22 protein-coding genes and 2 pseudogenes are annotated in these 18,962 nt (G+C 47.1%); 19 read left to right on the forward strand and 5 right to left on the reverse strand.

All coding sequences use genetic code 11. From position 1 onward, the window contains the following. Nucleotides 1–7 precede the first annotated feature (7 nt). The 11 genes from GCA01S_RS05530 to cobO are packed head-to-tail and all read left to right on the forward strand — an operon-like array spanning nt 8 to nt 10,738. On the forward strand, nt 8–655 hold the full coding sequence (locus tag GCA01S_RS05530) for a precorrin-8X methylmutase (protein WP_042407904.1): 648 nt from the start codon (nt 8–10) through the stop codon (nt 653–655). Nucleotides 656–660: 5 nt separating this feature from the next. Further along, nucleotides 661–1,758, forward strand: coding sequence for a cobalt-precorrin-5B (C(1))-methyltransferase (locus GCA01S_RS05535; RefSeq protein WP_042407906.1), 1,098 nt, complete (start codon nt 661–663; stop codon nt 1,756–1,758). Then, a complete protein-coding gene (locus GCA01S_RS05540; protein WP_042407908.1) occupies nt 1,745–2,950 on the forward strand; it encodes a bifunctional cobalt-precorrin-7 (C(5))-methyltransferase/cobalt-precorrin-6B (C(15))-methyltransferase in 1,206 nt (401 codons plus the stop codon). Before GCA01S_RS05535 ends, GCA01S_RS05540 begins: the two co-directional genes overlap by 14 nt. Further along, nucleotides 2,947–3,648, forward strand: coding sequence for a precorrin-2 C(20)-methyltransferase (gene cobI / locus GCA01S_RS05545; RefSeq protein WP_042407910.1), 702 nt, complete (start codon nt 2,947–2,949; stop codon nt 3,646–3,648). The genes GCA01S_RS05540 and cobI overlap by 4 nt, the downstream gene beginning before the upstream one ends. Then, nucleotides 3,645–4,415 (forward strand): precorrin-4 C(11)-methyltransferase, encoded by a 771-nt coding sequence (gene cobM / locus GCA01S_RS05550; protein ID WP_042407913.1) that lies wholly within the window; start codon nt 3,645–3,647, stop codon nt 4,413–4,415. Before cobI ends, cobM begins: the two co-directional genes overlap by 4 nt. A gap of 4 nt (nt 4,416–4,419) precedes the next feature. Further along, the gene (locus GCA01S_RS05555; protein ID WP_042407915.1) at nt 4,420–5,493 is read left to right on the forward strand and encodes a cobalt-precorrin 5A hydrolase; all 1,074 of its coding nucleotides are present in this window, start codon (nt 4,420–4,422) and stop codon (nt 5,491–5,493) included. A 13-nt stretch (nt 5,494–5,506) separates the two neighbouring features. Further along, entirely contained in the window at nt 5,507–6,871 is a 1,365-nt protein-coding gene (locus GCA01S_RS05560) for a cobyrinate a,c-diamide synthase (RefSeq protein WP_042407917.1), read from the forward strand. Then, nucleotides 6,864–8,375, forward strand: a complete 1,512-nt coding sequence (locus tag GCA01S_RS05565; protein WP_042407921.1) for a cobyric acid synthase — start codon at nt 6,864–6,866, stop codon at nt 8,373–8,375. The genes GCA01S_RS05560 and GCA01S_RS05565 overlap by 8 nt, the downstream gene beginning before the upstream one ends. Further along, nucleotides 8,375–9,430 (forward strand): nicotinate-nucleotide--dimethylbenzimidazole phosphoribosyltransferase, encoded by a 1,056-nt coding sequence (cobT, locus tag GCA01S_RS05570; protein ID WP_042407925.1) that lies wholly within the window; start codon nt 8,375–8,377, stop codon nt 9,428–9,430. The genes GCA01S_RS05565 and cobT overlap by 1 nt, the downstream gene beginning before the upstream one ends. After that, the gene (gene cobA, locus GCA01S_RS05575; protein ID WP_042407928.1) at nt 9,427–10,206 is read left to right on the forward strand and encodes a uroporphyrinogen-III C-methyltransferase; all 780 of its coding nucleotides are present in this window, start codon (nt 9,427–9,429) and stop codon (nt 10,204–10,206) included. Before cobT ends, cobA begins: the two co-directional genes overlap by 4 nt. Continuing rightward, nucleotides 10,193–10,738: a cob(I)yrinic acid a,c-diamide adenosyltransferase gene (cobO, locus tag GCA01S_RS05580; RefSeq protein WP_042407932.1), complete on the forward strand. Its 546-nt coding sequence runs from the start codon at nt 10,193–10,195 to the stop codon at nt 10,736–10,738. Before cobA ends, cobO begins: the two co-directional genes overlap by 14 nt. 11 nt (nt 10,739–10,749) lie before the next feature. Here cobO and GCA01S_RS20050 read toward each other — a convergent pair whose 3' ends face one another. Further along, a complete protein-coding gene (locus tag GCA01S_RS20050) occupies nt 10,750–10,899 on the reverse strand; it encodes a hypothetical protein (protein WP_183363821.1) in 150 nt (49 codons plus the stop codon). Between the two features lie 7 nt (nt 10,900–10,906). Beyond that, nucleotides 10,907–11,038, reverse strand: coding sequence for a DUF3892 domain-containing protein (locus GCA01S_RS21270; RefSeq protein WP_081804169.1), 132 nt, complete (start codon nt 11,036–11,038; stop codon nt 10,907–10,909). A gap of 176 nt (nt 11,039–11,214) precedes the next feature. Here GCA01S_RS21270 and GCA01S_RS05585 point away from each other — a divergent pair, with 176 nt between their 5' ends. Next, nucleotides 11,215–11,895, forward strand: a complete 681-nt coding sequence (locus tag GCA01S_RS05585; RefSeq protein WP_042407935.1) for a class I SAM-dependent methyltransferase — start codon at nt 11,215–11,217, stop codon at nt 11,893–11,895. A gap of 103 nt (nt 11,896–11,998) precedes the next feature. On the opposite strand, the pseudogene GCA01S_RS19210 reads toward GCA01S_RS05585, so the two are convergent. Continuing rightward, a pseudogene (locus GCA01S_RS19210) lies at nt 11,999–12,076 on the reverse strand (YjcZ family sporulation protein); the annotation flags it as partial. A 162-nt stretch (nt 12,077–12,238) separates the two neighbouring features. After that, nucleotides 12,239–12,367, reverse strand: a complete 129-nt coding sequence (locus GCA01S_RS20835; protein WP_017434161.1) for a hypothetical protein — start codon at nt 12,365–12,367, stop codon at nt 12,239–12,241. Between the two features lie 658 nt (nt 12,368–13,025). On the opposite strand from GCA01S_RS20835, the gene GCA01S_RS05590 reads away from it, so the two are divergent. Then, nucleotides 13,026–13,325: a hypothetical protein gene (locus tag GCA01S_RS05590; RefSeq protein ID WP_223845385.1), complete on the forward strand. Its 300-nt coding sequence runs from the start codon at nt 13,026–13,028 to the stop codon at nt 13,323–13,325. A gap of 68 nt (nt 13,326–13,393) precedes the next feature. After that, entirely contained in the window at nt 13,394–13,726 is a 333-nt protein-coding gene (locus GCA01S_RS05595; RefSeq protein ID WP_042407938.1) for a hypothetical protein, read from the forward strand. 281 nt (nt 13,727–14,007) lie between these two features. Here GCA01S_RS05595 and metA read toward each other — a convergent pair whose 3' ends face one another. Next, a complete protein-coding gene (gene metA / locus GCA01S_RS05600; protein ID WP_017434159.1) occupies nt 14,008–14,916 on the reverse strand; it encodes a homoserine O-acetyltransferase MetA in 909 nt (302 codons plus the stop codon). A gap of 153 nt (nt 14,917–15,069) precedes the next feature. Here metA and GCA01S_RS19215 point away from each other — a divergent pair, with 153 nt between their 5' ends. The 5 genes and pseudogenes from GCA01S_RS19215 (at nt 15,070) to GCA01S_RS05620 (ending at nt 18,944) form a co-directional block, all read left to right on the forward strand. Next, nucleotides 15,070–15,213, forward strand: coding sequence for a formate--tetrahydrofolate ligase (locus GCA01S_RS19215; RefSeq protein ID WP_175244441.1), 144 nt, complete (start codon nt 15,070–15,072; stop codon nt 15,211–15,213). Beyond that, nucleotides 15,206–15,790: pseudogene (locus tag GCA01S_RS05605) on the forward strand (formate--tetrahydrofolate ligase); the annotation flags it as partial. The gene GCA01S_RS19215 and the pseudogene GCA01S_RS05605, both read left to right, overlap by 8 nt. A gap of 12 nt (nt 15,791–15,802) precedes the next feature. Then, nucleotides 15,803–16,324, forward strand: a complete 522-nt coding sequence (locus GCA01S_RS05610; RefSeq protein ID WP_042407942.1) for a hypothetical protein — start codon at nt 15,803–15,805, stop codon at nt 16,322–16,324. Between the two features lie 61 nt (nt 16,325–16,385). After that, nucleotides 16,386–16,862 carry a glutathione peroxidase gene (locus GCA01S_RS05615; RefSeq protein WP_017434155.1) on the forward strand — a complete coding sequence of 159 codons (477 nt, stop codon included), beginning with the start codon at nt 16,386–16,388 and terminating at the stop codon, nt 16,860–16,862. 201 nt (nt 16,863–17,063) lie between these two features. Next, on the forward strand, nt 17,064–18,944 hold the full coding sequence (locus GCA01S_RS05620) for an ABC-F family ATP-binding cassette domain-containing protein (RefSeq protein ID WP_017434154.1): 1,881 nt from the start codon (nt 17,064–17,066) through the stop codon (nt 18,942–18,944). Nucleotides 18,945–18,962: the final 18 nt, after the last annotated feature.

Here is an 18,962-nt window from a genome sequence, read left to right on the forward strand (position 1 = left end):
TTTTACAATGGATTTTCGCACGGAATTTCGTCCGATTACAGTCCAACCGCAACAAATTGAAGAAAGAAGTTTTCAAATCATTGATGAAGAAATTGGTAAACACCATTTTACGGAGGAACAATATCCGATTGTACAGCGCATCATTCATGCTTCTGCCGATTTTGAGCTTGGAAAAAGCTTGTTATTTCACCCTGATGCCGTCCGCGCGGGAATCGAAGCAATACGCAGCGGCAAAACGGTCGTCGCTGATGTGCAAATGGTACAAGTCGGTGTGAATAAAACGCGTATTGAAAAGTTTGGCGGAAAAGTGAAAGTGTATATTTCCGACGAAGATGTCATTGCGGAGGCGAAAAGGCTCAACACGACAAGAGCGATCATCGCGATGCGAAAAGCGGCGAAGGAGGCGGAAGGCGGGATTTTTGCGATCGGCAACGCACCAACGGCGCTGCTGGAGTTGATTCGTTTGATTAAAGAAGGAGAAGCGCGTCCAGGATTAGTGATCGGCCTGCCGGTCGGATTTGTGTCGGCGGCAGAATCGAAAGCGGAGTTGGCGAAATTAGATATTCCATTTATTACGAATATCGGCCGAAAAGGAGGAAGCACCGTTACAGTAGCGGCGCTAAACGCGCTGTCACTGTTGGCAGAGAGAGGGTAAACAAAATGGAAGCGAAAAAAACGCTACGAGAAGGATATACGACAGGGGCGTGTGCCACAGCAGCAACGAAAGCAGCATTAACGGCCCTTATTACCGGCATTCGGCAAACGGAAGCAATCATTTATTTGCCAGTCGGACGCAAGGTGACGTTTGCGATTGAAGCGTGCGAGATTCACGGTGAGTCGGCGAAAGCAACGGTGATCAAAGACGGCGGGGATGACCCTGATGCGACGCATGGAGCGGCGATTGTATCAACCGTTTCATGGGCGGAGCAGCCCGGCATTCATTTAGATGGCGGAAAAGGGGTAGGGCGCGTCACAAAACCGGGCTTACCGGTGCCGGTTGGCGAAGCGGCAATTAATCCTGTCCCGCGGAAAATGATTCACGAAACCGCGCGCGAAGTATTGGAACAATACGGCATTTCCCGCGGAGTGAACGTCATTATTTCCGTTCCTAACGGAGAAGAAATCGCCAAAAAAACATTAAACGCGCGCCTCGGCATTATCGGCGGCATTTCGATTTTAGGGACGCGCGGCATTGTCGTTCCTTTTTCGACGTCTGCGTACCGCGCAAGCATCATTCAGGCGATTCAAGTGGCGAAAGCAAACGGATGCGACCATGTTGTGATTACGACGGGGGGACGGAGCGAAAAATTTGCGATGCGGCAATATCCTCATCTTCCTGAGGAAGCGTTTATTGAAATGGGGGATTTTGTCGGCTTTACGTTGAAACAGTGCAAAAGACTAGGAATCAAAACCGTTTCGATGGTTGGGATGATGGGGAAATTTTCGAAAGTGGCGCAAGGCGTCATGATGGTCCATTCGAAAGGGGCGCCTGTCGATTTCGCATTTTTAGCGGCGATTGCCGAGCAAGCAGGTGCTTCGCCGGAACTCGTTGCCGCTGTTCGCGAAGCCAATACGGCATCACAAGTTGGCGAGATGATGCAGAAAGCAGAAAATAGGGGTTTTTTTGAAATATTATGCGATCACTGTTGCTTAGCAGCGTTACAGGAAGTTGGAGGAGGGATTACAGTCGAAACATCGCTGTACACAATGGGTGGTCAATTATTAGGAAAGGCGGTACGAAACGATGCAGGCGATTAAACTAATTGGCATTGGCGCCGATGGGAAAGCGAGCCTCCCGCACCTTTATGAACGTTGGATTTATGAAAGTGAGTTATTGGTAGGAGGAGAGCGTCATTTAGCCTTTTTCCCTGATTATCAAGGCAAAACGCTCACGATTCGAGGAAGTCTATCACAGCTTGTTGAGCGGCTTCGCCATGAAACGAAACGCACCGTCATTGTCGCGTCTGGTGATCCGATGTTTTATGGAATTGGCAGCTATTTATCTAGCAAACTGCCGATCGAAGTGTATCCCGCGGTCAGTTCGATTCAGTGGGCATTTGCGAAAATGGGAGAAAAGTGGCAGGACGCCGAATTTATCAGCGTCCACGGCCGCAGCATGAAAGGGCTTGCCCAGCGCATCGACGGATGTGAAAAAGTAGCGATATTAACGGACGAAACGAATTCTCCTAATACTATTGCGAAATATCTGCTTTCGTACGGAATGACCGAATACCGCGCATTTGTCGGAGAAAATCTTGGCGGACAAGATGAACGGTGCCGCTTTTTCGAATTAGAAGAGATGGCAGATGCCGAGTTTTCCCCATTAAATGTGGTTATTTTACAAAAAACAAAAGCGGGACCGACGTGGTCATTAGGAATTGACGATGACGAATTTTTGCAGCGTAAACCAGAGAAAGGACTAATTACGAAAAAAGAAATTCGCGTGTTAAGCATTAGCGCGCTCCGCCTTCATGCTAAAAGCGTCGTTTGGGACATTGGCACATGCACCGGTTCCGTCGCGATTGAAGCGGCGAAAATCGCCCGCGAAGGCGCCGTGTTTGCGATTGAAAAAAATGCCCATGATATCGAAATTTGCAAGGAAAACTTAAAAAAATTCCGCGTTGACATTACGCTTGTACACGGCAAAGCTCCTGAGCATTTAGACGAATTTGCTGATCCGGATGCGATTTTTATCGGGGGAACGTCGGGAGAAATGGGACCGTTGCTTGATGTTTGTTGTCAACGCTTAAAACGAAACGGCCGCATCGTGATAAATGCGGTAACGATTGAAACGCTGGCGCAGGCGGTGGAAGGATTAAAGCAGCGCGGCTTTCAAGTAGACGTTACGCTCGCGCAAATCTCAAGAAGCAAGCCGATTTTAGAGCTGACGCGGTTTGATGCGCTTAATCCGATTTATATCATTACGGCAAAGAGGGAGGGAGACGAATGAGCGGAACATTGTATGGCATCGGCGTTGGTCCGGGCGACCCCGAGCTATTGACGGTGAAGGCGTTTCGCCGTCTGAAAGAAGCGCATGTCATTGCCTATCCAAAAAAACAGCGCGGCAGCAAAAGCTATGCTCAGCAAATTGTTGAAGCATATTTTTCTTCGGCGGAAAAAGAAATGCTTGGTCTCGTCTTTCCAATGACGAAAAATATGGATGTGTTGACAGAAAAATGGAACGAAACGGCGGAAGCGATATGGGAACAGCTCAGCGCGGGGAAAGATGTCGCGTTTGTGACGGAAGGAGATCCGCTTTTATATAGCACGTTCATCCATCTGATGAACATCATGAAAGAGCGGTATCCAAATGTTGCGATTGAAATTGTTCCGGGAGTTTCCTCCGTCAACGCGGCGGCGGCGAGACTGCAGATCCCGCTTGCCGACGGGGATGAACAGGTGGCGATTATTCCAGCGCGCGACGACTATGAGGCGATGAAAAGGGCGCTTAGAGACCATGATTGCGTCGTCTTTTTGAAAGTGGCGAAAGTGATGGAAATGATGATCCGTCTTCTTCGCGAACAAAATTTATTGCAAAAAGCCGCCGTGGTGACAAAAGTGACATCAAAGGAAGAAATCATTTGGAATATCGAACAGCTTGAAGGAGTAGAGTTGGAATATTTAACGTTATTGGTGGTGAGAAAGTGAAACTGCATATTATTGGCGCGGGCCCGGGGGCTCCGGATTTGATTACTGTCAAAGGCGCACAGCTGCTCAAAGAAGCGGACGCAATTTTTTACACTGATTCGCTCGTCAATGACGAACTGATCGAGCGCTATCGAAAGCCGGAAGCCGAAGTGTTTCATACGGCGGGGATGCATTTAGAACAAATGGTCGAGGCGATGTTGGAAAAACTGAAGCAAGGTAAAAAAGTCGTGCGCATCCATACGGGTGACCCATCGATTTACGGAGCGACACTCGAACAAATAGCGCTCTTAAAAAAACAGGGAGTCGAAATCGAAATTGTCCCTGGCGTCAGCTCGGTATTTGCGGCGGCAGCGGCTGTTCAAGCGGAGCTGACCGTTCCGGATTTAACGCAGACGGTCATTTTAACGCGAGCAGAAGGACGGACACCGGTTCCAAATCAGGAAAAACTGGAAGATTTGGCAAAACATCATTGCACATTAGCGTTATTTTTAAGCGCTACATTAACAAAAAAAGTAACAAAGGCACTAAGGGATGCGGGATGGAACGATGATACCCCCATCGTGATTGTGTATAAAGCGACATGGCCAGATCAAAAAATTGTTCGTTCGACGGTCGGCACGCTGGACGAGGATATGCGCGCAAACGGCATCCGTAAACACGCGCTCATTTTAGCGGGATGGGCGCTAGACCCGGAAATTATCGAGCGCGACTATCGTTCAAAGCTGTATGATAAAACGTTCACACACGGATATCGACAGGGGGTGTGAGGAGTTGTATGCAATTGTTGCGATTACGAAGCATGGTGTTGATATTGCCCGCCGCGTCGGCGAGGAGCTTCCGAACGCTCATGTGTATTATACGAATAAGTTTGCGAGAGGAGATGAAGACGAAAAAGGCATTCGCTTGTTTGAAGGGAACGTGCGGTTATTATTGCCGTCGCTTTTTCAAACATACCGCGGGCTTATTCTCATTATTTCGCTTGGCGCGGTCGTGCGGATGATTGCACCGCTGTTAAAAGATAAAAAAACTGATCCGGCGGTTGTCGTTATTGATGATAAAGGGGAACATGTCATTAGCGTTCTTTCCGGACATCTTGGCGGAGCGAACGAACTGACTCGGCAAGTCGCGGAGATTTTACATGCCCATCCCGTCATTACGACTGCGTCTGACGTACAAAAAACGATTGCCGTTGATTTATTTGGCCGTTCCTTCGGCTGGGAGTGGGAATCCGACGAAAAGCTGACGTCTGTCAGCGCCGCCGTCGTCAATGAACAGCGCGTTGCTATTGTGCAGGAATCAGGAGAGAAAAATTGGTGGAACTATGATACTCCGCTGCCAAACAATATCCTTGTTTATGATTCGATTGAGAAAGCGCTAGCGGCAAAACCGGATGCCGCGCTTGTTGTTACCCATCGTTTATTAACGAAAGAGGAAGAAGCGATTTTACAAAACGGTGTTTTGTACCGCCCAAAAGTGATCGTGCTCGGCATTGGTTGCAACCGCGGCACAGCGGCGGAAGAAATTGAATCCGTCATTCGCGATACATTAGACAAGCTGCTCTTTTCAATGAAAAGCGTGAAAGCTGTATGTACGATCGAATTAAAAAAAGACGAGCCAGGGTTGCTTGAAGTTGTGCGAAAATATGGATGGGAATTCGTCTATTATACCCCTGAACAACTGAATCAAGTAAACATCGAACAGCCTTCTAAAACCGTGTACCGCTATACAGGCGCTTACGGTGTGAGCGAGCCGACAGCGAAGCTTTATAGCGGTGCAGAGAAATTAGAATTAGTGAAGAAAAAAGCAGGCAATGTCACGATTTCTGTGGCACTTTTACACCATTAAGGGGGAAAACAGCATGCGAAGAATCGTAATCGCCGGGACGGGAAGCGGCGTTGGCAAGACGACCATAACGATTGGATTGATGGCGGCGTTAAAACAAAAAGGCTACATTGTACAAGGGTTTAAATGCGGCCCAGATTATATTGACCCAACCTATCATACTGCTGTCACGGGCCGACCGTCGCGCAATTTGGACAGCTGGATGGTTGGGCACGAAGCGGTTCAAGCGATTTGCGCAAAAGGCTGTGAAGGGGCGGACATCGCCATTATTGAAGGAGTCATGGGGATGTTTGACGGGAAGCGGCCGACGACAAACGAAGGAACGACAGCGGAAATCAGCGTATTAACGAATAGTCCGGTGCTATTGGTCATCGACTGCGCCGGCATGGCACGGAGCGCGGCAGCGGTTGTCCGCGGTTTTCAAATGTTTGATGAACGCGTGCGCATTGCGGGAGTAATTGCCAACCGCGTCGGTAGCGAAGGGCATTTTCGTCTTGTGAAAACGGCAATTGAACAAGAATGCGGCATCCCCGTGGTCGGATTTTTAACCAAAGATGATGCGCTTCACATTCCTGAACGTCATTTAGGGCTCATTCCATCGATTGAGCGCGGGGAATTAGATCATTTTTTTGCGGAATTAGGCGAGCGCGTTGCCAAGACGGTGGATCTTAACGCGTTGCTCAAGCTGGCGGAAGCCCCAGCATTAAACGTTCCTCGATCGTATTTCGATGTAAACAAATCGTATGATGTACGGATTGCGGTCGCAAAAGACGCGGCGTTTCATTTCTACTACCCGGAAAATTTAGAGATGTTACAAGCGTATGGTGCCGAGTTAGTCTTTTTCTCCCCGCTTGCCGGCGAGCCGCTGCCAGATGGGGTACATGGGTTATATATCGGCGGCGGGTTTCCCGAAGAGTTCGCAAAACAGTTGTCCGAACAGCGAAGTGTCAAACAGTCGATCAAAACCGCGGTCGAAAGCGGGCTTCCGACATTGGCAGAATGCGGGGGATTTATGTTTTTAACCGAAGGCATTGAAACGACAGAAGGCCAGTATTATGACATGGTTGGCGTCATTCCGGGACGGATTGTCATGCATCCGAAGCTCGTCGCGCTTGGATATCGTGAGGTGAAAGGAGAACCAGGAAACTTTTTGCTTCCGGAAGGATTGCGAGCGCGGGGGCATGAGTTTCATTATTCTACGTACGAAGCGCGCAGCGAGATTCCGTTTGCCTATGAAACAACGGGGCTGCGCGGCACGAAAAAAGATGGCTATCAGCATCGAAACTTAATTGCAGGCTATGTCCATTTTCATTTTGCGTCTTGTCCGTCAATGGTTGAAAATTGGCTAACGAAATGCGAGAAGGTGAAAGAACATGGCTAAAGCGTTGCCGATCATGTTTCAAGGAACGCATTCCGATGCGGGAAAAAGCATTATTGCCACGGCGTTTTGCCGTATTTTCGCGCAAAGCGGCTGGAAAACGGCGCCATTTAAATCGCAAAACATGTCTCTGAACTCGTATGTGACGATCGATGGGAAAGAAATCGGCCGGGCGCAAGGAATACAGGCGGAAGCGGCTGGCATTGCCGCAACAACGGATATGAATCCGATTTTAATTAAACCGAGCCGCGAGCATGAATCGCAAATCGTCGTGCACGGAAAGCCGTATAAAAATATGCAGGCGTTCGCGTACCGCACCGAATTTTTTGAAAAAGGGTTAGCCATTATTCGAGAGTCGCTCGACGCATTAATGAATGAATATGACCGGCTCGTCATCGAAGGAGCGGGGAGTCCGGCAGAAATTAATTTAAACGACCGCGAACTTGTCAATATGCGTGTTGCCCGCATGGCCAACGCTCCGGTCGTGCTGATTGGCGATATTGAACGGGGCGGAGTGTTTGCCAGTTTAGTAGGAACGTTGCAGCTGTTAGAAAAAGAAGATCGACAGCGCATTATCGGTGTGATCATTAATAAATTCCGCGGCGATTTGGCGCTATTGAAGCCGGGTCTTGATTGGTTTGAACAATATACTGGCGTTCCCGTGTTAGGCGTCGTTCCATATTTAGAAGATTTGCATATTGACGCGGAAGACTCTGTTCGTTTAGAACAAATGTCCACAAACGTCAATCCGGATAAAGACATTGATATTGCCGTTATTCGATATCCGAAAATAGCTAATTTCACAGATGTGGACCCATTTTTGGCTGAGCCGGACTGCCACGTTCGCTTTGTAACGACGGCATCTCAACTTGGGAAGCCAGATTTGCTTATTTTGCCGGGCAGTAAAAACACCATTGAAGACTTGCTATATATGAAGAAAAACAGGATTGCGGAACAAATTGAACAGCTCAACAAACATCACCATGTGACGATTGTCGGAATATGCGGCGGTTATCAAATGTTAGGGGTTCGTATCCGTGATCCATTTGGTGTTGAAACACCGCTTCGGGAAATTGCCGGATTGAATCTCCTTCCGATTGAGACGACGCTTGAGCGCGAAAAAACGACGATTTTATCGGAAGGAATCGTAACATTTGCCGGCGAGCGGTTTGCTGTGAAAGGATATGAGATTCATATGGGCCGCTCTGAACCGTTAGCAGGGCATATTTCTCTTATTGAGATGCACGGGCGGAAAGAAGGCGGGAAAAGCGAGGATGAACGGGTGATGGGGACCTATTTTCACGATCTTTTTCATAATGATGCGTTCCGTGAGGCGTTATTGAACAAAATTCGCTGCGAGAAAGGATTAGCGCCTATTTACGGACGTCAGTCGTTTCGTACTATAAGAGAACAAGCTTTTGACCGCCTTGCCGATCATGTAAAGCGGCATGTCCGTATCGAAGAAATCGAAGAAAAAATGCATGCGTTTCAAAAGGGTGATGTGTAATGTTATTTTCGATTCCAAAGATTGATAAAGAAATAGGAAAAGAGGTACGCGCTTACGTCGACCAATTGACAAAACCGGTTGGCAGCCTTGGCCGTTTAGAGAAATTAGCGATTGAATTGGCAGAAATGACAGGGAGCAAATTCCCCGATGTTTCCCCGCCTGGCGTGCTTGTGTTTGCTGCTGATCACGGTGTTGCGAAAGAAGGAGTGTCAGCGTTTCCGCCGGAAGTAACGGCACAAATGGTATGGAATTTTGTTCAAGGCGGCGCGGCGATTAACGTATTCAGCCGGCAAATCGGCGCCATATTTGCCATTGTTGATGTCGGGGTCGCTGCACCAATTGAACATAAAGCTGCAATTTCGAAAAAAGTGCGGTACGGAACAAACAATTTTTGCGAAATGGAAGCGATGAGCGATGCGGAAGCGGAACAAGCGCTAATAGTTGGTTACGAACAAGCAAAGGAAATCATCGGCAAGGGGGCTCGTACTCTCATTGTCGGCGAAATGGGCATCGGCAATACGACGACCGCGAGTGCCATTTTAACGGCGGTGAGCGGCAAGCCAATGGAACAACTCGTCGGGAGAGGAACAGGCATTTCGGAAGAGAAGATGGTGCATAAAGTCCATGTCATTCGCCGTGCGTTGTCATTTCATAAGCCTGATCCGTCTAAACCGATTGAATTATTAGCCAAAATCGGTGGCTTGGAAATCGCTGCGATGGCAGGAGCGATGTTAGCGGCAGCGGAGCGGCGCGTTCCGATTTTATTGGACGGATTTATCTGTACGGTTGCTGCACTTGTAGCTAAGCTTTTCGCTCCGGATGTTGCCGATTATATGATTGCTGGTCATCGTTCTCAAGAAATTGGTCATCAAATTGCTCTTGAATTATTAGGGAAAGAGCCGCTCATCGATTTAAGCATGCGCCTTGGCGAAGGCAGCGGCGCGGCTGTGGCATTTCCGCTGTTGACATTTGCGACAGCGATGATAAAAGAAATGGCGACATTTGCTTCTGCCCATATTTCAAATTCTGTAGAAGGAGCAGGAAAACAATCATGACAAATGGAAAAGTATATATCGTCGGTGCCGGTCCCGGCGATGAAAAGCTGATTACCGTCTATGGATTGGAATGTATTCAACAAGCTGATGTCATTATTTACGACCGGTTGATTAATAAAAATTTACTAAAATATGCCAAAAACGATGCGGAACTCATTTACTGCGGAAAAGAGCCGGGAAAGCACGCGCTCATTCAAGAATGGATTCATGAGCTGTTAGTCGAAAAAGCACAACAAGGAAAAATTGTCACTCGTCTAAAAGGGGGCGATCCTTGCGTTTTTGGACGGGCCGGGGAAGAAGCAGAGGTACTTGCGCATCATGGCATTCCATTTGTAATCGTTCCTGGCGTGACGGCGGGAATTGCAGCTGCCGCTTATGCCGGCATACCGGTTACACATCGGGAATATGCTGCTTCGTTTACCATTGTTACTGGCCACGGCCGTCAAGAAAAGGGAGATGACCGTCTTCATTGGGAAGGATTAGCGAAAGGAAGCGACACGATTGCCTTTTATATGGGTGTCGGCAATTTGCCGTATATTTGCCAAAAGCTGATCGAACATGGAAAACCGTCGAATACTCCTGTGGCGGTGATCGAATGGGGAACGACGGAACGACAACGCACGGCTGTCGGTACGTTGCAGACGATTGCCGATGTCGTCAAGAAAGCTGGTCTTTCCCATCCAGCGATTATTCTTGTCGGAGAGGTCGTTCGGCTCCGTGAAACGATTCAATGGTTTGCTGAGATGAACCGAGGTGAGACGGTTGCCACCACATAAAAAGAAAGGGCGCATTATCATTTATACGGGGGATGGAAAAGGAAAAACGACCGCCGCTCTCGGATTGGCGATACGAGCGGCAGGAAGGGGGAAAAAAGTCGCCGTCATTCAGTTTATTAAGTCACCGGAACGCATGTATGGCGAATATCTTATATTTCAAAAACTTGGAATCGAAATGTATCAAATGGGTGCCGGGTTTACGTGGACGAAAACGCCGGAAGTACACCGGCAGGCATTGAAAGCGGCATGGGGATTTACGGAAGAAAAAGTATTATCAGGTATGTACGACTTAATTATTTTAGATGAACTGAATAATGCGCTTGCGATTGACCGGTTTCCGGTTGATGATATCGTTTCCGTTCAAGACGTACTTCGATTAATAGAAAAGCGTCCGCCTGATCTTCATTTAGTTATTACCGGCCGTTCGGCGAGGCGGGAATTAATCGAGATCGCCGACATTGTTACTGAGATGAAACTGATCAAACACGATTATGAGCAAGGCGTTACGGCGATGAAAGGGATTGAGCTGTAGCTCATCCCTTTTTACTCATATAGGTCGGTTTTGTCGTTTTGCGATTTGTTTTGTTTTCTGCCTTTGCTGTTGTCCCCGGAAACAGGGCCATTAAGCAAGGACATAGCATCTTGCGTCGGAGCGTTTTGATTTTTGCTTCCTTTGTTCGGCTGTTTTGTCATCATTGCTTCATCCTTTCTTTTTTAGGAAATTTAGAATATGACCGAGATTGTTGAACGCATCTCCATCCGGATTTGATCGTTCGCCATCCCGTTCGTTTGCGATATGGAAGCCACTAATCACGCCGCTTTCCGCTTTCATCAGTGCTTTTTGGTACGAAAGCTCCCATCCTGTCGATATTTCAAGCTAATAAGTCACTTTGGTGATTTTTGCCCGTCGACAGACGTTTCTTGCTCGTTCATTGTCATTTACTCTTTCTTTTCCTGTTGTTATTTTTAGTGAAAAGAGAACATTTTATGTAAAAAGAGGTGATATTCGTGGCAACATTTGATTGGCATAAAGAAGCAGAAAGACAGTGGGATGAAAGAGCCGAGTTTTGGCACCAAAGCAGCGAGGAGATGTGGGAGAGGGGCAGCCGAAAAACGATCATCCCTTTTATTGCTTCTTACATTCCGAAAGGAAGCAACATCGTCGATTTAGGTTGCGGCGACGGCTACGGCGCATGGAAGCTGGCTAAAGCAGGATATGAGGTAACCGGCGTCGATTTATCAGCGGAAATGATCGAAAAAGCAAAAGAACGAGGCGAAAGCGAACGGATTCGCTTTGTGCAGGGCGATTTAACGAGGCTGCCGTTTGCCGATGAAACGTTTGCCGCGGCGATGGCCGTTAATTCCCTCGAATGGACGGAGCGGCCGCTTGTGGCTCTCCAAGAAGCAAAACGGGTGGTAAAGCGAGGCGGCTATTTTTGCGCCGGCATTCTCGGACCAACCGCTGCGCCGCGCGTCAACAGCTATCCGCGTTTATACGGGAAACCAGTCATCTGCAATACGATGATGCCGTGGGAATTCGAGCAGTTAGCCAAAGAGAATGGATGGGAGATCATCGACGGACAAGGGGTGTATAAACGGGAGGTGTCCGAAAGCCTCATCGGCCCGTTGCCGACCGAGCTGAAGCAAGCGTTGACGTTTATGTGGGTTTTTATGCTGCGGAAGAAATAAAGATGTGCGCAATCGCTGTCTTTGCGTATAAGATAAAAACAATAAAGAGAGCTGCTTGTTTGCCAAACAGCTCCCTCGCTTTTCTTTTGTCCCTCTATGTTGTTTAGTAACCGTAGCCGCCAAATGCAGTGCCGACAATAATCAACAAAAAAAACAATACAACAATCAACGCAAAGACGTTTCTGTTTCCCGGTGTAGCTTATTCTTCTGCACCTCCTCTATCAAGCTACCGTATCGTATGAAAAATGGCGAAAGGGAACTAGACCATCGTAAGAAGCGCAAAAAATAAGAAAAATACCTTGCAGACGGAAAAGCAAAAACCTTGGCGTTTCGCCAAGGTTTTTTAGCTTGCGGTATATTTTTCTTCCCATTTTTGCCGCCATTTATTGCGGCGTTCCGTGCGAGCCCCTTTATACAAATGTTTGTATTTGCGCCAGTGTATTTTCCATTGCTTTCTCCGTTCTGCTCTCACGTGCCACTCATCCCTTTCTAGCTGCATCTTTCTATATTGTTTAACTTCGTTTTAGAGGTTGTCGAATCCTTTGACTAGTTTTGTCGAGGGGGAGGAAGTTTCCGTGAACAATCGCGAATAAGGATAATCGTTTTCCGCCATTTTGTCAAGAAGCGTGCAATTATTCTTTGTTTTTAGTATGGAAAATAACAAACAAATATAACGGTTTTTACTGAAATAAAGGGAATGGGGAAGAAAAATGTTAATGAGTGTTTAGAATTGTTACCCATCGAATATTGCGTGTAACTGAACATGGAAAAGGGGAGCGGGACGCTCCCTTTTTTTGCGTTGCTGGCAACGTTTTACAAAGCACCGGATGTTGTGGAATGGGTGTTTTGATAGGCAAGATGGTGTATTGCGAAGTGTTGAAATTCAAACATGCGCATATTTGAAGGCATTAGAATCGTGAACGGGTGACATGGTAGAATAAAACGCAGTAATTTTGCAGTAAATCAGCAGTAAAATCGCATGAGTGGACAAAACATAGTTGATATTCTCATTTTACTTTGCGTTAGTTGTCAAGCGGAGGAATACAAAGGAGAACATGCTTATTATATAATGTCGAAGGGTGATTGGAAATGGCGGTAGCAATGAAGCTTAAAAAGATGCGTTCCAACATATCGAAGCAGAATTGTATTGCTATCACGATACGTTGAAAGAGATACAAATGATTCGAAATAGTATCATGTTTTGTCGAGAGGGAGTCGATGAAAACATAGGTGGCGGCCGCGATTCTCTTCTAGGGAAGCCGACAGAATCCATCGCTGTACGATTGGCGGCACATAAGCGGTTAGCACCGTTAGAGGAAAGGGCCAACGCCATCGAACGAACGGGTATATACACAATTGCCGGAAAGGTATCAAAGGCTGATTCGATTATGGGATTGGACAAGACGGTATACATGGGATGGACTAGCTGACAAATTAAGTAAACGCCAAGCCATGCGGGGCGGGATGAAATTATTTATGCGATTGCGGGGGGATTGGGATGCAGATGAGTTCAGTATTTATAAAAGAGTTAGCTGATATACTCTTCAAATACAATTTAGCTTGCATCAAGTCGGATAACGGTATTATAGGTTATAAAGATGGCGAATTCAAAATGTTGAATAATACGTTTGTTAGCGCGAAACCAAAAGGAATTGAGATGAGTGGTTACAGTTTGGATGTATATGGAGTCAAGAATAAAAGAGAACTTTTAATGAAAATAGTAGAAGATATAAAAGATTGTTTTGATAGAAACTGGATAGGTGCCATTGAGGGGAATTATTTTATTGGTTTTGATGATGGCAACAAATTCAAAATAAGTATTATTAAATAATTGTAATTTAATGTAAATTAATCCTTGAATTGCAATGTGGGATATTTATTTGAAGCAGATCTTTGAAATCGTAAGCTGAAATGAGGCTGGCTCAAAAGGCCGCTGAATCGACCTTTTGAAGCCAGCCTCTTTTGTTTGGAGGTGATGAGGGCGGGCACGACCGTATGTTGACCACGTATTTATCACAACCACACCCGACAAACCAATATGGCCATGACACAAAAGTGTTGATTTGATGTGATTTTTCCGGCCACCAACGACTATGAAATCCCTAAAAATACTTATTCCCATTCATACGGTGTTTCCTGATAGACATAATAGTTCAGCCAGTTGACAAACAATAAATTGGCATGCGAGCGCCAAGTGTTGAGGGGCTGTTTCGTCGGATCGTCGTCTGGAAAATACGATTCCGGAATGTGAATCGGCAAGCCTTTGGCCAAATCGCGTTCATATTCCTCTTTTAATGTCGTGGCGTCGTATTCTGGGTGGCCGGTTAAAAAGATTTGCTTTCCGTCATTGGATGCGACTAAACATACGCCGGCTTTTTCGGCAACGGATAAAATCGTCAGCTCCGGCACTTTTTCAATATCTTCGCGTTTAACGTCGGTATGGCGCGAATGCGGCATGCGGAAGACATCGTCAAACCCGCGCAATAGTTTGACATTTTTCTTTTCCAGCGAATGTTTGAAAACGCCAAAACATTTTTGCGGCAGCCGGTATTTTGGAATGCCGTAATGATAATAAAGGCCGGCTTGCGCTCCCCAGCAAATATGTAAAGTGGAAGTAACGTTTGTTTTCGTCCATTCCATAATTTCCGTTAGCTCTTTCCAGTATGTGACTTCTTCAAACGGCATTTGTTCGACCGGAGCGCCGGTAATGATCATTCCGTCAAACTTGCGGTGGCGGATATGCGGAAAGATCGTATAAAACTGCTCCAAGTGATGTTTGCTTGTCGTTTTCGGCTCATGGGTAGCTGGGCGCAAAAAAGTGACGTTCACTTGCAGCGGCGAATTGCCAAGAAGGCGCAATAACTGTGTTTCCGCTTTTTCTTTTTCCGGCATTAAATTTAAAATCACTATATTTAACGGACGAATGTCTTGCGAATAGGCCCGCTCCTCATCCATGACGAAAATGTTTTCTTGTTCGAGTATTTCTTTGGCTGGCAAATCTTTTGGAATGTTGATTGGCAACAGTCTCACCCTCCATTCTTTCAATGTTTTAAATAACTTAATTATAAAAACATTACAAATTTTATTCAACGAATTTTTTTTCAATTTGTATCAATGGTAAAATGTATATGTTTACGTTTATTACAATCAATGGGGGAACAGAGGATGGCAATAATGGCGAATCAGGCGACCGACTTGGAAATCGCACAACAGGCGAAGCTGAAGCACATTCAAGACATTGCCGAAAGCTTAGGTCTTCAAGAAGACGAATGGGAGCCATACGGACGCTACAAAGCAAAACTTTCCTTAACACATTGAAACGGTGCAAGCGTTTGGTTTGCCGTTTGTGATTGCCATTAACCGTTTTACGACAGATACAGCTCGTGAAATAAAAGCGCTTACGGATTTTTGCGATATGAATGGATATCCTGTATCGTTAACGGAAGTGTGGGCAAAAGGCGGAGAAGGCGGCCTCGATTTAGCGGAAAAAGTTCTCCATGCGATCGAAAGCGAAGAGAATCATTTCGCCCCTTTATATGACGTTAACGAACCGATTCCGGAGAAAATCCGTAAAATCGCCCAAATTGTGTACGGGACGAAAGATGTCGAATTTTCTTCCAAAGCACAAAAACAAATAAAACAGTTTATGGAATTTGGCTGGGACAAGCTTCCGATCTGCATGGCGAAAACGCAATATTCGCTTTCTGATGATCCGGCAAAACTAGGCAGGCCGACAGATTTTACGATTACGGTGCGCGAATTTAAACCGTCGATTGGCGCGGGGTTTCTCGTTGCATTGACAGGAGATGTGATGACGATGCCAGGCTTGCCGAAGCAGCCGGCGGCGCTACGCATGGATGTTGATAAAAAAGGAAATGCAGTTGGGCTATTCTAAAGGAGAGATGAGATGTTTGATCCAACAGCGTTTGACAATTTAAAGACGGTGCTCGAAGGTGCAGTGTACGATTTGGATTTAGAGGGAGAGATTGTAGTCATTGACCGGCATGACCTGGTCGATTTAGCTCATTTTTCACGAACGTATACCATTACTTTTGGCTTGGCGTCGGATCATACACCGCATGTATCTTGCACGATCCGCTTGGAAATGGATTTAGAGCAGATTGCCAAAGAGCTGCTTCGGCAGACGATTCGACCGGGCTGTACGCTTTCCATTACGTTTTCGTTACCGATTCGGCAAACAGCGGCATGTTTACATATAGAGAGGGTGTTGCGCCAAGTTTGGGGAAAGGAGCGCACCATCCGGCAAACGTTAAGCCATGAGTTTCTTCATGAAACACCTAGCTATCGCAATGAGGCAACGATCGAATTCGGCCGTTTGATTTATGAAGATAATGTCGCCGACCTAGAGGAAATGATCCCGTACATGATCGCTTCGCTCGAACAATTGCAGAAGTTTTCTGACAAGTAAAGAGCGCGGAAGTGGAAAAAGGGAGGAAAATCCATTATGATGGGAAGTGAGGTGAAGTGGGGTGAGTGTATACGATTTTACCGTGAAAACGATTCGCGGCAAAGAACAGTCATTAGCGGATTATAAAGGGAAAGTATTGCTGATTGTCAATACGGCAAGCAAATGCGGCTTTACCCCGCAATATAAAGAGCTGCAGGAGCTGTATGAGCAATACCGTGATCGCGGTTTTGTCGTTCTCGGCTTTCCGTGCAATCAATTTGGCCATCAAGAGCCGGGCACGGAAGAAGAGATTGAACAATTTTGCCAAGTCAATTACGGGGTTACCTTTCCGATGTTTGCCAAAGTCGATGTCAATGGCGAAAACGCCCATCCGCTTTTCCAGTATTTAAAGGAAAAAGCCTCAGGTGTGCTGGGAACAAAGGTAATTAAATGGAACTTTACGAAGTTTTTGGTTGATCGAAACGGAAATGTGGTCGCCCGTTTTGCTTCGCAGACGCGGCCGAGCGAGTTAAAAAGCGAAATTGAAAAACTGTTATAAAAAAGGAGAAAAACTGTCTTTCCACTGCGGAAGACGGTTTTTTGTCCATAGCGGAAGAAAGCGGAAGCGGTAAGCGATGGCGATTCGGCACATTTGGAAATAGAAAAGCAGTTATGGTTTTTCCTAGCGGTGCACAAGCGGGATATCACGCTCCGCCCATTCCGCGCCCGAAGAAACCGAAGCGAGAGTGGGATGATGGTCATGAAAATGTTAACAGTAGAAGGGATTTCGAAAAACTACGGAGAAAAAACGCTGTTTCAGCAATTGTCTTTTACAGTGAAAGAAGGGGAGCGCATCGGCATCATCGGCGTCAATGGCGCCGGAAAATCGACATTATTGCGCATCATTGCCGGTGTGGACGCGCCGGATGAAGGAAATATTGCCTATCCAAAAGATTTCACGATCGGCTATTTGCCGCAGCAGCCGGAACTTCGCCCTGATTTGACTGTGCTAGAGCAAGTATTTCAGCGCGATACGCCGCTGATTCGCCTGTTGCGCGATTATGAGCTGGCGCTCGCTGCGCTCGCCGAGCATCCGCTTGATGAAAAGCGTCAAGCGCGCTTGTATGCCCTCTCACAGCAAATGGATGCGCAAAATGCGTGGGATGCCAATGCCAACGCCAAAGCGATTTTAACAAAGCTGGGTATTCCAGACATGACGAAGCGAATCGGCGAGCTTTCCGGCGGACAAAAGCGGCGTGTCGCGCTGGCACAGGCTTTAATTGAAGCGCCCGATCTGCTTGTGCTTGATGAGCCGACGAACCACCTTGATGACGAGGCGATTCGCTGGCTCGAGGAATATTTGGTGCGCTATCAAGGGGCGGTATTGTTTGTCACGCACGACCGCTACTTTTTGGACCGCGTCACGAACCGCATCTTTGAGCTAGAAGGCGGCAAGCTATATACGTATGTTGGAAATTATGCGGCGTTTTTGGAAGCGAAAGCCCTTCGCGAAGAACAAGAGCGCACTGCTAGGCAAAAGCAGCGTCAGCTGTACCTTCGTGAGCTCGAATGGGTCAAACGTGGCGCCAAAGCGCGGACGACGAAGCAAAAGGCACGTTTGCAACGGTTTGCCCAGCTCGAAGCGTCGCTTGCGACGGAAAAAAGCGGACAGCTTGAGATGAAGCTGGGCGGCAGCCGGCTTGGCAAAAAAGTAGTCGAGCTGAAGCGAATCAGCCATTCGTTCGGCGGCAAGCCGCTTTTTCATTCCTTTGACCTGCTTGTCAAACCGGGTGACCGCATTGGCATTGTCGGGCCGAACGGCAGCGGCAAATCGACTTTGCTCAACATCATCGCCGGTCGGCTGCGGCCGAAGGAAGGAGAAGTGGAAATTGGCCCGACCGTGAAAATCGCTTATTATACACAAGAACAGGTGGAAATGGACGAACAAAAACGGGTCATCGAATATATTCGCGAAGCGGGCGAGGCAATACGCACCGTCGATGGAGAGACGATCTCCGCCGCGCAGTTGCTCGAGCAGTTTTTGTTTCCGATGCATATGCATGGAACGCTGATTCGCAAGCTGTCCGGCGGGGAAAAGCGCCGCTTATATTTGTTGCGCTTGTTGATGAGCGGGCCAAACGTGCTATTGCTCGATGAGCCGACAAACGATTTGGATACGCAAACGTTAACGGTTCTTGAAGATTATTTGCAGTCGTTTCCAGGTGTGGTGATAACCGTTTCCCACGACCGCTACTTTTTAGATAAAGTCGCCGAACAGCTTTTGATTTTAGATGGGAACGGCAACATCCGTACGTATATCGGCGAATATTCCGAATACTTGGAGGAACAGCGGCGACTGCCGCCAAAACGAGAAAAGCAAGCCGCAAAAGAAACGAAGCTGACAAGAAAACAGACGAAGCGCCGGCTGACGTACAAAGAACAAAAAGAATGGGAAGAAATTGAAACCAATATAGCCAAACTGGAAGAAGAATTGCAGCGGGTGGCCAAAGAAATGGAAACCTGTGCGAGCGACTATGAAAAAGTTCAGCAGCTTGCCGAGCAATACGAAACGCTTTCTGACGAGCTTGATGCGCTGTTAGAGCGGTGGGCCGAGCTGTCGGAGCTTATCGAGTCGTCATAAGCAAAGGAGGAAATAGAA

Source organism: Parageobacillus caldoxylosilyticus NBRC 107762, assembly GCF_000632715.1.
Lineage (GTDB): Bacteria > Bacillota > Bacilli > Bacillales > Anoxybacillaceae > Saccharococcus > Saccharococcus caldoxylosilyticus.